At 62.0% G+C, this 12,842-nt stretch carries 10 protein-coding genes; 2 read left to right on the top strand and 8 right to left on the bottom strand.

Annotation, left to right across the window (positions count from 1 at the left end):
- Nucleotides 1-20: 20 nt before the first annotated feature.
- The 5 genes from ACB033_RS11835 to pncC form a co-directional block, all read right to left on the bottom strand.
- Nucleotides 21-1,268, bottom strand: a complete 1,248-nt coding sequence (locus ACB033_RS11835) for an aspartate kinase (RefSeq protein ID WP_005305167.1) — start codon at nucleotides 1,266-1,268, stop codon at nucleotides 21-23.
- A gap of 16 nt (nucleotides 1,269-1,284) precedes the next feature.
- The gene (alaS, locus tag ACB033_RS11830) at nucleotides 1,285-3,909 is read right to left on the bottom strand and encodes an alanine--tRNA ligase (RefSeq protein WP_139724931.1); all 2,625 of its coding nucleotides are present in this window, start codon (nucleotides 3,907-3,909) and stop codon (nucleotides 1,285-1,287) included.
- Nucleotides 3,910-4,306: 397 nt separating this feature from the next.
- Nucleotides 4,307-4,816 (bottom strand): regulatory protein RecX, encoded by a 510-nt coding sequence (locus tag ACB033_RS11825; RefSeq protein ID WP_139724933.1) that lies wholly within the window; start codon nucleotides 4,814-4,816, stop codon nucleotides 4,307-4,309.
- Between the two features lie 41 nt (nucleotides 4,817-4,857).
- Nucleotides 4,858-5,922 (bottom strand): recombinase RecA, encoded by a 1,065-nt coding sequence (gene recA, locus ACB033_RS11820; RefSeq protein ID WP_010636082.1) that lies wholly within the window; start codon nucleotides 5,920-5,922, stop codon nucleotides 4,858-4,860.
- 79 nt (nucleotides 5,923-6,001) lie between these two features.
- Nucleotides 6,002-6,493, bottom strand: coding sequence for a nicotinamide-nucleotide amidase (gene pncC / locus ACB033_RS11815; protein ID WP_139724935.1), 492 nt, complete (start codon nucleotides 6,491-6,493; stop codon nucleotides 6,002-6,004).
- Between the two features lie 216 nt (nucleotides 6,494-6,709).
- Here pncC and mutS point away from each other — a divergent pair, with 216 nt between their 5' ends.
- On the top strand, nucleotides 6,710-9,280 hold the full coding sequence (gene mutS / locus ACB033_RS11810; protein ID WP_139724937.1) for a DNA mismatch repair protein MutS: 2,571 nt from the start codon (nucleotides 6,710-6,712) through the stop codon (nucleotides 9,278-9,280).
- Between the two features lie 72 nt (nucleotides 9,281-9,352).
- On the opposite strand, the gene ACB033_RS11805 is transcribed toward mutS, so the two are convergent.
- On the bottom strand, nucleotides 9,353-10,951 hold the full coding sequence (locus tag ACB033_RS11805; protein WP_371140532.1) for a BCCT family transporter: 1,599 nt from the start codon (nucleotides 10,949-10,951) through the stop codon (nucleotides 9,353-9,355).
- A gap of 9 nt (nucleotides 10,952-10,960) precedes the next feature.
- Entirely contained in the window at nucleotides 10,961-11,488 is a 528-nt protein-coding gene (locus ACB033_RS11800; protein WP_005305191.1) for a hypothetical protein, read from the bottom strand.
- Nucleotides 11,489-11,652: 164 nt separating this feature from the next.
- On the opposite strand from ACB033_RS11800, the gene ACB033_RS11795 reads away from it, so the two are divergent.
- Nucleotides 11,653-12,132, top strand: a complete 480-nt coding sequence (locus ACB033_RS11795; protein ID WP_005305194.1) for a MarR family winged helix-turn-helix transcriptional regulator — start codon at nucleotides 11,653-11,655, stop codon at nucleotides 12,130-12,132.
- A gap of 48 nt (nucleotides 12,133-12,180) precedes the next feature.
- On the opposite strand, the gene ACB033_RS11790 is transcribed toward ACB033_RS11795, so the two are convergent.
- Entirely contained in the window at nucleotides 12,181-12,762 is a 582-nt protein-coding gene (locus ACB033_RS11790) for a YjaG family protein (RefSeq protein ID WP_319907005.1), read from the bottom strand.
- Between the last annotated feature and the right edge of the window lie 80 nt (nucleotides 12,763-12,842).

Here is a 12,842-nt window from a genome sequence, read left to right as displayed (position 1 = left end):
AATGGTTGAAACTAAATCAATCAGGGATTGTTTCCCAAGGGCTGCTCATGAGGCTCCTGATCCAGCCCAAAAGCGGAGTGCAAGGCACGCACTGCCAGCTCCAGGTACTTCTCGTCAATCACCACGGATATCTTGATTTCAGAGGTGGAAATCAACTGCATGTTGATCCCCTCCTCGCCCAATACCTTGAACATGGTGCGGGCGACGCCAGGATGGTTCCACATCCCGACTCCGACGATGGAAACCTTGGCGATCTCACCGTTGCCCTGCACGCAGGCGGCCCCCAGCTCGCTGGCGGTCTCCTCCAGCAGGGCGCGCGCCCGGCGATAGTCATCGCGATTCACCGTGAAGGTGAAATCGGCGGTGCCATCGCCCAGCGTGTTCTGCACTATCATGTCGACATCAATGTTGGCGTCGCTGATCGGATTCAGGATCTGCGCTGCCACGGTGGGCCGGTCCGGCACACCCAGAATGGTCAGGCTGGCTTCGTTGCGATTGAACGCTATCCCGGATACCAGGGGAGCTTCCATCCTCTCACCTCCATATGTGATTAACGTTCCCTCTCCCTCGACAAAGCTCGACAGCACCCGCAGCGGCACGCGGTACTTGCCCGCGAACTCCACCGAACGGATCTGCAGCACCTTGGCGCCCAGGCTGGCCATCTCCAGCATCTCCTCGAAGGTGATGGTATCGAGACGACGCGCCTTGGGCTCGATGCGCGGATCCGTGGTATAGACCCCGTCCACGTCGGTAAAGATCTGGCACTCATCGGCCTTGATGGCCGCCGCCACGGCGACCGCCGTGGTGTCGGAGCCACCGCGCCCCAAGGTGGTGATGGCATTGTGCTCGTCACGACCCTGGAAGCCCGCGATCACCACCACCTTGCCCGCGCCCAGTTCAGCCTGAACCCGGTCGGTGTCGATGTGGGTGATGCGCGCCTTGCCATAGGCGGAATCGGTGTGAATGCGAACCTGATCACCGGTCATCGAGACCGCGGGACAACCGCGCTTGTTCAACGCGATGGCCAGCAGTGCTATGGTGACCTGTTCACCGGTGGAGACCAGTACATCCATCTCGCGCCGGTTGGCATCAGGATCCAGCTGCTGGGCCATGCCCAGCAACCGGTTGGTTTCGCCCGACATGGCGGAGACCACCACCACCACGTCATGTCCCTGGGCGCGGGTCTGTTCGACCCGCTCAGCTACCGCCTCGATCCGCTCCAGCGTGCCGACCGAGGTGCCGCCGTACTTCTGTACATAGAGTGCCACAGATCACCTCGCCCGATTACAGGCGCTCTTCCAGCCAGGAGTGTACGGATTGCAGGGCCGCCGGCACTGCCTCAGGCTGGGTACCACCCGCCTGGGCCATGTCGGGACGACCACCGCCCTTGCCACCCACCTGCTGGGCCACCAGATTGACCAGCTCACCGGCCTTGACCTTGCCGGTCAGGTCGTTGGTGACACCCGCGATGAGGTTGACCTTGCCCTCGCCGGTGGTGGCCAGCAGCACCACACCGGACTTCATCTGGTTCTTCAGTTCGTCCAGCATGCCGCGCAGGGATTTCGGATCGGCCCCTTCCAGCGCTGCAACCAGCACCTTCTGGCCCTTGATCTCGATGACCTGACCCAGCAGGTCGTTACCGGCCTGGGCGGCCAGCTTGGCCTTGAGCTGCTCCAGCTCGCGTTCCATCATCTTGGCCTTGTCCAGCACCTGGCGAACCTTGTCAGCGATGCTGAACTGATCGCCCTTCACCAGCGCGGCAGCCTCTTCGATCTGCTCACCGACCTGATGCATGAAGTCGATGGCGGCCTTGCCGGTCACCGCTTCGATGCGGCGCACGCCGGCGGCGATGCCGCTCTCGGCGATGATCTTGAAGAAGCCGATGTCACCGGTGCGCTTGGCGTGGGTACCGCCGCACAGCTCGGTGGAGTAGTCGCCCATGCGCACTACACGCACGTCGTCTTCGTATTTTTCACCGAACAGCGCCATGGCGCCGGCCGACTTGGCCTCTTCCAGGCCCATCAGCTGGGTGATGATTTCGTGGTTGGCACGGATCTGGTTGTTGACCAGCTCCTCGACCCGGCGAATGGTCGCCATGGTCATCCCCTCGAAGTGGGAGAAGTCAAAGCGCATGCGCTCGGCCCCCACCAGAGAGCCTTTCTGGGTCACGTGCTCGCCCAGCGCCTGACGCAGGGCCGCGTGCAGCAGGTGAGTCACCGAGTGGTTCAGGGCGATGGCCTGACGACGGTCGCCATCGACCACGGCCTCGACCTCGGCCCCTTTCTCCAGGGTGCCCAGCTCCATGTAGCCCTTGTGGATGATCGCCTTGCCCGCTTTGACGGTATCGGTCACGGCAAAGATGCCGTCGTCCACTTTCAGGGTGCCGCTGTCGCCGATCTGGCCGCCGGACTCGGCGTAGAAGGGGGTCTGCTCCAGCACGATGACAGCTTCGTCACCGGCGATGAGACCGCTCACCTCGTCCACGCCCTTGTAGATGCCGACCACACGGGTGCGCTCGGTCAGGGTCTTGTAACCGGTGAAGGGGGTCTCGAAGTCGAGCTTGAGCATCTCGTTGTAGTTCACGCCGAAGCTGGATGCTTCCTTGGCACGAGCACGCTGCTTCTCCATCTCGGCCTTGAAGCCCTCTTCGTCGATGCCGATCTCGCGCTCGCGCACCACGTCGGCAGTCAGGTCGGCCGGGAAGCCATAGGTGTCATACAGCTTGAACACCACTTCGCCCGGAATGACCTTGGCATCGCCGAGATTGGCCAGAGCGTCTTCCAGCAGCAGCAGACCTCGGTCCAGGGTGCGGACGAACTGCTCCTCTTCGATGCGCAGCACGCGCTCGACCAGCGGCAGCTGGGCGATCAGCTCGGCAGCGACATCCTTCATCTGCACTGCCAGCTCGGCAGCCAGTTTGTAGAAGAAGACATCGGTAGCGCCCAGCTTGCGACCGTGACGCACGGCGCGGCGGATGATGCGGCGCAGCACGTAGCCGCGACCTTCGTTGGAGGGCATGACGCCATCAGCCACCAGGAAGGCGCAGGAGCGGATGTGGTCCGCGATGACGCGCAGGGACTGGTTGCTCAGATCGGTGGTGCCGACGATCTCGGCCGCTTTCTTGATCAGCGCCTGGAAGATGTCGATCTCGTAGTTGGAGTGAACCCCCTGCATGATGGCGGAGATACGCTCCAGACCCATGCCGGTGTCCACGGACGGGCGCGGCAGCGGCTCCATGGTGCCGTCAGCCTGACGGTTGAACTGCATGAACACCACGTTCCAGATCTCGATGAAACGGTCGCCATCCTCTTCCGGTGAGCCAGGACGGCCGCCCCAGATGTGATCGCCGTGGTCATAGAAGATCTCGGTGCAGGGACCGCACGGGCCGGTATCGCCCATGGCCCAGAAGTTATCGGAGGCGTACGGGGCGCCCTTGTTGTCACCGATGCGCACGATGCGATCGGCCGGCACACCGACCTCTCTTTCCCAGATCTCGAAGGCTTCATCGTCAGTCGCGTAGACGGTCACCAGCAGGCGCTCTTTCGGCAGTTGCAGCACCTCGGTCAGGAAGCCCCATGCAAACTTGATGGCATCCTGCTTGAAGTAGTCGCCGAAGCTGAAGTTGCCCAGCATCTCGAAGAAGGTGTGGTGACGAGCGGTATAGCCGACGTTTTCCAGATCGTTGTGCTTACCACCGGCACGCACGCAACGCTGGGAGGTCGTCGCGCGATTGTAGGCACGCTTGTCTGCGCCAAGGAACACGTCCTTGAACTGGTTCATACCCGCGTTGGTAAACAACAGGGTCGGGTCGTTATGCGGTACCAGCGAGCTGGAGGAGACAACCTGGTGCCCCTGGGAACGGAAATACTCGAGAAACGCAGCGCGTATCTCAGACGTGGACATATACATGGAAAATCCTGCTTGATTCGAATACGGACTTTTAACCGCATTAATGTAAGTTTTCTGCGGGGTAAAGTAAAACGGACAGGGCCGCCACGGGCGAAAAAGCGCACATAAACGGGCCGGAAAAGCGCCCCGCTGCCAACCGCGGCTTTTTTCACCATCAACAGGAGAAAAAGCGGCATGAAAAGAGGGTCAAGACAGGGAGAACCTGGCTTTCATCAATCTGCACTGACAAGCCTATGAACAGGCAGGGAAAATCTTGCACAGGCGTCATAATGGCCTGGTCGGCAGATGGAAACCGGCGACCAGGCGCCGGCAAACCGGAAATGAAGAGAGCGGGTGTACGGCGATGGGGCTCTCGTCTCTCGAATCATCTCAAGATCCCAGCACAAACATCGCCGTTCTACTTCTCCCGCTCCTGCAGGGCAGAGATGGCGTAACGGGCCTGATCCTGGCTAAAGCCACGCCCCAGCAGATACTTGAGCCACTTCATCCGCAGCTTGAAGTCGGCCAGGTCGGCTAGGTTGGCCCGTCGTTCCAGCAGCGCAAAGGCGAGTTCGAACCAGTCCAGCTCGGGTTGCTCGAAGGCGGCATCGATCTGGCCATCGTCCAGCCCCTTGCGGCGCAGCTCGAAACGGATCTTGAGCGGGCCATGCCCCTTGGCGGCGCCCGCCCGCACCGCCATGGCACCATAGCGCTCGTCATTGACCCAGTTGTAACCGCGGCAGTAGTCGAGCACCGCCTCAATCACCTCTTCCTGATAGCCCTGCTGGCGCAGGCGTCTGGCCAGCTCCGACTCGGCACTCTCGCGACGGGCCAGACTGCGCATGGCGTAGGCACGGGCGGCCGCCAGCTGCTCTGCAAAGCTCGGTTCGGCGGGCTCAACCGGTTCGGTAACAGATTCATCGACCATAAATGACAAGGCCGGGTATCAACCCGGCCTTCCTTTCGCTCTTATTCGAACTCTTGTTCGTTTTCGGCTTCAAACTCGTCGTACTCGGCAGCGGAGGGCTTCTCCTCCACCGGCGCGGCGCCGGAGAGCAGCAGCTCGCGCAGTTTGGCTTCCACTTCGCCAGCCAGCGCCTTGTTTTCGGAGAAGAGCTTCATCACGTTGGCCTTGCCCTGACCGATCTTCTCGCCGTTGTAGCTGTACCAGGCACCGGCCTTGTCGATCAGCTTGTGCTTGACGCCGAGATCCACCAGCTCGCCCTCTTTGGAGATGCCAGCACCGTAGAAGATCTGGAATTCGGCCTGCTTGAAGGGAGGGGCCACCTTGTTCTTCACTACCTTGACGCGGGTCTCGTTACCGACCACTTCGTCACCTTCCTTGATGGCGCCGGTACGACGGATATCCAGACGCACGGAGGCGTAGAACTTGAGCGCGTTACCACCGGTAGTGGTCTCCGGGCTGCCGAACATGACGCCGATCTTCATCCGGATCTGGTTGATGAAGATGCACAGGCAGTTGGCGTTCTTGATGTTGGCGGTCAGCTTGCGCAGCGCCTGAGACATCAGACGAGCCTGCAGGCCGACGTGGGAGTCACCCATTTCGCCTTCGATTTCCGCTTTCGGGGTCAGGGCCGCCACGGAGTCGACGATGATGACGTCAACTGCATTGGAGCGCACCAGCATGTCGCAGATCTCCAACGCCTGTTCACCGGTGTCCGGCTGGGAGATGAGCAGGTCGTCGACGTTGACACCCAGCTTGGCAGCATAGATGGGGTCGAGTGCGTGCTCCGCATCGACGAAGGCACAGGTCTTGCCCTTCTTCTGGGCTTCGGCGATTACCTGCAGGGTCAGCGTGGTTTTACCGGAAGATTCCGGGCCGTAGATCTCGACGATACGACCGCACGGCAGACCACCGATCCCCAACGCAACGTCCAGAGAGAGGGAGCCGGTGGAGATGGCTTCGATATCCATGGTCTTGCTGTCGCCCAGACGCATGATGGAACCTTTGCCGAACTGCTTTTCAATCTGACCCAGCGCAGCCGCCAGTGCCTTCTGTTTGTTCTGATCCATGCCAATCTCCGCTGGAAATCGTGAGTAAAAATGAAGTTGGGCTAAGTATACTGTCTATTCATACAGTATCAAGCCCAATTTATCTGAGCAGGGCCAACAGACCCGACAAGGCCTGTCTCACCGCCTGCTGACGCACCTGCCGGCGATCCCCGTCGAAACGGGCCAGCAGGGAGTGGTGGCGGCCGTTGCAATCTGCCCAGGCAAACCAGACGGTGCCCACCGGTTTGCCCTCGGTGGCGCCGCCGGGGCCGGCGATGCCGCTGATGGCGACACTGATGGAAGCCGACGAGTGGGCCAGCGCGCCGCGGGCCATCTCCAGCACCACCGCCTCGCTCACCGCGCCGTGCTGCTCCAGGCTTTCGTCGCTCACCCCCAGCATCTGCTGCTTGGCCTCGTTGGTGTAGGTGACAAAGCCACGATCGAACCAGCCTGAGCTGCCCGCGATGTCGGTGATAGCCGTGGCCACTCCGCCGCCGGTACAGGATTCGGCGGTGGCCACCAGCCAGCCTCGCTGGCCAAGGGCCCGCCCCAGCTTGATGGCGAGGTGCTCTATCTCTGCGTCCAGTTTCATCGCGACTCCCTCTGATGCGTGCAAGAGGCACATTATGCGATCCCGCCGCCGCCTGCCGCAACTGAACGCCGCTCACCAGGCTGATGCCTCTGCCTACACGGAGGGTCGTGATCCCCGACCTCCCCCGCCACGCCGCTTATGTGTAGAATGGCGCCATCAAGCTCAAGGCTCATCACCGCAGACACAGGCCCGCAGAGGCCCCTTCTGGAATAGCACATGACCGCACAACACCAAGCCACCGGCGCCAACCTCAGCGCCCACACGCCCATGATGCAGCAGTATCTAACCCTCAAGGCCGAGAACCCGGAGATCCTGCTGTTCTACCGGATGGGCGACTTCTACGAACTGTTCTACGACGATGCCCGCAAGGCCTCCCAGCTGCTCGACATCTCCCTGACCAAGCGTGGCCAGTCGGCCGGCAGCCCCATCCCCATGGCGGGTGTGCCCTATCACGCCATCGAAGGGTATCTGGCCAAGCTGGTGCAACTCGGCGAATCGGCCGCCATCTGTGAACAGGTGGGGGATCCCGCTACCAGCAAGGGGCCGGTGGAGCGCAAGGTCATTCGCATCATCACGCCAGGCACCGTTTCCGACGAGGCGCTGCTCAGCGAGCGGCAGGACAACCTGATCGCCGCCGTCTATCACGATGGCCGCCGCTTCGGCTATGGCACCATGGACATAGGCTCCGGCCGCTTCTTCATCAACCAGTTCGAGAAAGAAGAGACCCTGCTGGCGGAGCTGCAGCGCACCAACCCGGCCGAGCTGCTCTACCCCGAATCCTTCGCCTTCCTGCACCACGTCGAGGGTCGCCGCGGTCTGCGCCGCCGCCCGGAGTGGGAATTCGAGCTCGGCACCGCCCGCAAGCTCTTGTGCCAGCAGTTCGGCACCCAGGATCTGGTGGGCTTCGGGGTCGAGCAGAGCGAGACCGCCCTGTGCGCCGCCGGCTGCCTGATGCAGTACGTGAAAGACACCCAGCGCACCGCCCTGCCCCACATTCGCAGCGTGCGCCTCGAGCAGCCCGATCATGCGGTCATCATGGATGCCGCCACCCGCCGCAATCTGGAGCTGACCCAGAATCTGGCCGGCGGCCATGACAACACTCTCTCCGCCGTGCTGGACTGCACCGCCACCCCGATGGGCAGCCGGCTGCTCAAGCGCTGGATCCACCAGCCGATCCGCGACCGGGTGATCCTCAAAGGCCGTCAGAGCACCATCAAGGAGCTCATCGAGCAGAACCTTTACGACGAGCTGGGTGGATTGCTGCGCCAGGTCGGCGACGTGGAGCGGGTGCTGGCACGCCTGGCCCTGCGCTCTGCCCGTCCGCGTGACCTCACCCGGCTGCGCCAGGCCTTCGCCCAGCTGCCGGAACTGCAGCGCCTGCTTGCAGGCAGCGAGCACGAGGCGGTGCAGCAGCTGCGCGAGCGGGCCAGCACCTTCCCCGAGCTGTTCGACCTGCTGGAGCGCGCCGTGATGGAGGTACCGCCGGTGCTCATTCGCGATGGCGGCGTCATCCGCGAAGGATTCAACACCGAGCTGGACGAGCTGCGGGATCTGGCCAACGGCGCCACCGCCAGCCTGGCCCGCATCGAGGAGCGCGAACGGCTGCTGACCGGCATCAATACCCTCAAGGTGGGTTACAACAAGGTGCACGGCTTCTATATCGAGGTGAGCCGTGCCAACAGCCATCTGGTGCCGGCCCACTACATCCGTCGCCAGACGCTGAAAAACAACGAGCGCTACATCATCGACGAGCTGAAAAAGTACGAGGACAAGGTACTCACCGCTCAGGCTCAGGCGCTGGCGCTGGAGAAACGCCTCTACGAGGAGCTGCTCGATGCCCTGCTGCCGCACCTCGGCGATCTGCAGGAATCCGCTGCCGCGCTGGCGGAGCTGGACGTGTTGGCCAACCTGGCCGAGCGGGCCGAGACCCTCGACTACCGTTGCCCTACCCTCATCGAGGAGGATCAGATCCTGATCGAGGCGGGCCGCCATCCGGTGGTGGAGCAGGTGATGACCGACCCCTTTATCGCCAACCCGATCCACCTCGACCGTGATCGCCGCATGCTGATCATCACCGGCCCCAACATGGGCGGTAAATCCACCTACATGCGCCAGACTGCGCTCATCGTGCTGTTGGCCCATATCGGCGCCTTCGTACCGGCCGACAGCGCCCGTATCGGCCCCATCGACCGTATCTTTACCCGCATCGGGGCGTCGGACGATCTCGCCTCCGGCCGCTCCACCTTTATGGTGGAGATGACCGAAACCGCCAACATCCTCAACAACGCCACCGCCCGCAGCCTGGTGCTGATGGACGAGATTGGCCGCGGCACCAGCACCTACGACGGCCTCTCGCTGGCGTGGGCCTGCGCCGAACAGCTGGCGAGCAAGATTGGCGCCTACACCCTGTTTGCCACCCACTACTTCGAGCTGACCCGGCTGCCGGAGCTGATGAGCGGGCTCGCCAACGTCCACCTCGATGCGGTAGAGCACGGTGACACCATCGCCTTCATGCACGCGGTGCAGGAGGGGGCGGCCAGTCGCTCCTACGGCCTGCAGGTAGCGGCGCTGGCGGGGGTGCCGAAATCGGTGATCCAGCAGGCCCGTCACAAGCTGCACGAGCTGGAGAGCGCCACCCCGGTGGCCGCCGGCGAAGTGCGCCCGGCCCCGGTCGCCCTGCCGCCACAGAGCCATCCTGTAGTTGATGAGCTGGAAGCGGTGCGCCCGGACGAGCTGACCCCGCGCCAGGCGCTGGATCTGCTCTATCGCCTCAAGCAGATGCTTTAAACCGTCACCAACACAGCAATAAAAAGGGGAACCGTGAGGTTCCCCTTTTCGTTTTCATGGTTCGGCCTGTCGTCAGGCAGGCCCTATCCTGTCCATCAGGCTCATGTGGCTGGAGCCCTCGTGGCGCTTGAGCTTCTGACGATACTCGAACTGGTGCTGACTCTCCTGCTTGAGGCCCAGCATCAGGGAGTAGCACATGGCCAGCATGATCACCGAGAAGGGCAACGCGGCTATGATGCTGGCGGCCTGCAGGGCGGCCAGTCCGCCGGATACCAGCAGAATGGCGGCCACCAGCCCCTGACCCAGCCCCCAGACGGCGCGGTGCAGCACGGGGGGATCCTGATCCCCGATGGAGAGCAGAGTCGTAATGACCAGGGTGCCCGAGTCGCTGGAGGTGATGAAGTAGGTGCAGATGAGCAGGGTCAGCACCCCCTTGGCGATCCAGCCGAAGGTCTCCCAGTGCAGCAGCTCCACCGTCTTGTAGAGCGCCAGGGTGACATCCTGATTGACCGCGGCCACCACACCGCCACTGCCGAACAGCTCCAGATTCATGGCAGTACCGCCGAACACGGTGAGCCAGAACATGCCGAGCAGGGAGGGCACCAGCAAGACACCGAGCACGAACTCGCGGATGGTACGCCCCTTGGATATGCGTGCGATGAACATGCCGACAAAGGGCGCCCACGCAATCCACCAGCCCCAGTAAAACGCGGTCCAGCTCGACTGCCAGGCCGAGGTGCCGTTGGCCTCGGTGTTGGTCCAGAAGCTCAGCTTGACGATGTTCTGCAGGTAGTCACCTATGTTCTGCACATAGGCGTTGAGGATGTAGGTGGTCGGCCCCAGTACCAGGAAGAGGCCCAGCACGAACACGCTCAGCCAGATGTTGAGCTCGGAGAGGATCTTCACCCCGCGTCCGACACCGGAGACCGCCGACAGGGTGGCGATCAGGCTGATGCCGCCGATGAGCCAGAGCTGGTTCGCCTGCGATACTTCCATGCCGAACATCTGGTTGAGGCCGGTATTCATCTGGGAGACCCCCAGGCCAAGGGAGGTCGCCACCCCGAACACGGTACCAAACACCGCCAGCACGTCAGCGGCATGACCCCAGAAGCCGTAGATGCGATCGCCGAGCAGCGGATAGAGCACGGAGCGGATGGCCAGCGGCAGCTTGCGCCGGTAGCTGAAGAAGGCGAGCGACAGGCCGACGATCACGTAGATGGCCCAGGGGTGCAGGCCCCAGTGGAAGAAGGTGAGACGCATGGCGATCTGGGCCGCCTCCGGGGTCATCCCCTCGGTGACGAAGGGGTTGCCCTGCAGGTGGTTCATGGGCTCGGCGATGCTCCAGAACACCAGCCCTATCCCCATGCCGGCGCTGAACAGCATGGCGAACCAGGCGAAGTAGCCAAACTCCGGTACCTGGTCGTCGTCACCCAGCCGGATGCTGCCGAAGCGGCTGAACATCAGATAGATGGCGAAGAACAGGAACAGGGCGACCACCAAGATGTAGTACCACTTGAACCCGGCGATGATCTTGTCCTTGGCCCCCACGAACCAGGTGGCGGCGGTTTCGGGGACGAACATCCCGAACAGCAGGAACAGGGTGATGACGGTGAGCGCCGTCATGGCCATGGTCGGGTTGAGGCCTTTGAACAGCCCTTTGTTTGCTCTCATCTGGCCTCCTTAGTCGTTGTTGAAAAAGTCTTCACCCACGTGATCACCGGCGCCGCCGATGGCGCGGTAGACCAGCTTGCCGGCCGTCTGCACCCGATGATCCACCAGGCTGACGGACGGCTGACCGTTCACCGCGTGGCGCTTGCCGAGGAAGATGGCCATGGGCACGCCCAGGTTGGAGATGCCGCTGGTGATCCAGAGCCGGTTGAAGTCGTAGGAGCCGCCGATGAACTCCAGCTGGGCCAGACCGGTATCAAGCCCGGTCAGATAGAAGTTCATCGCGCTCTCGTCCGGAAAGAGGTGCACCAGCACATAGGCATAGCGCAATTCGTTCACCAACTCCTTTAGGTTGAAAGAACCAGTCTCACTGCAGGAGAGCGGCAACTCACCGTCGTAGTGATGCACCTTGAGGTTGTTGGGATCTTCGTCATAGGCGGGCTGGTAACGCACGAAAGCCGAGGTATCAGGCAGCTCATAGCGGACTCTGACCACTCGAAGGTCGGCCACCAGCGCTTTGATGTCCAGTTCGTCACTCATCATCTTGCTCCTCAAAACAGCAGGGAAAAATAGGGGGAAAGCTCATTACCCTAACACAAAATAATTAGAGCAGAAAAGATTACAGTAAAAACCATATTGACCTTGTGACGAATTAGGCGGAGAATTTTGCGCCTCCCAATCACCCCTCGACGATTTCATACCCCATGGAAAAACATGATGAAGTGCTGGTCGCCCTGCGCCAGATCATTCGTGCCATCGACATGCACTCCAAGCGCTTGATCAAGGAGGCAGGCCTGACCTCGCCCCAGCTCTTGCTGCTCAAGGGGATCGACGAGCTGGGTCAGATCTCCATGCGTCAGCTGGCGGATCACACCAACATGAGCCAGGCCACCGCCACCACCATCATGGACCGCCTCGAGAGCCGCCAGCTGGTGCAACGCATCCGCAGCGAAACCGACAAGCGCAAGGTGCATGCGACACTGACTGACGCAGGTCGTGCCCTGCTGGCCCAGGCGCCGACCCCGCTGCAGGAGCGCTTCATTCAGCGTTTTCAAGCACTTGAGACTTGGGAGCAGACCCTGCTGCTCTCCTCTTTGCAGCGTATCTCCACCATGATGAATGCCGACGAGATAGATGCGGCCCCGGTGCTGAGCGTCCGGCCCCTCACCGAAGAGCGGGCATAAAAAAAGCTCCCGAACGGGAGCTTTTTTTATGGGCCGAGGCGAGCGGGATCACTCTTCCAGGCTGATGCCGATATTGGAGACACCGTCCTGGGCGGCGAAGGCACGCACGGCCAGGATGCGGTCGCTGTCACGCTCGTGGGCCACCCGCTTGAGCAGCTCGACCTGGAACTCCAGCTCGGCCTCCATGTATTCGTGCTCGTAGAGCTCCTCGTCGGTGAGTTCGCGCTCTTCCAGCATCTCGATGAAACCGGCGACCGTACCTACCGAGGCATGGCTGGCGTCGTTGGCCTCTTCCCCCACCCGGCAGATCACCGAGTTGTAGGCGCAGCCCAAGGCGACACAGGCATCCAGCGCCGGATAGGCGCCGTAGGATTCGAACTTGCTGGGTTCCGGAATGTAGACTTCGAACGCTTCCAGAATCGCCCCCAGATTGACCCGGGATCCTTTCACCGTCAGGTAGTTCCACATCTGATCCAGGGCGTGACGAAATGCCTTCGCATCCCCGAAACCGGAGGCCTGGGAAAACAGCGCATAGTTGGGGTACATGCGCTCTGCCAGCGCCAGGGTGTAGACCGTCTGTTGCCAAGGCTGTAGCTCGGCCAGTCGCTTATAAAACTTGTCACCAAACACTGGAGTCGGATCCTTTGCAAAATGTGGGGCAGATTGTAGCCCACGAGGGGCCGCGCGAAAACGAAAAAGCGGCCTGGTCG

The sequence above is a fragment of the Aeromonas sp. S15(2024) genome, from assembly GCF_041402265.1.
Classification (GTDB): domain Bacteria; phylum Pseudomonadota; class Gammaproteobacteria; order Enterobacterales; family Aeromonadaceae; genus Aeromonas; species Aeromonas dhakensis.
This window is presented reverse-complemented; position numbering and strand designations above follow the sequence as displayed.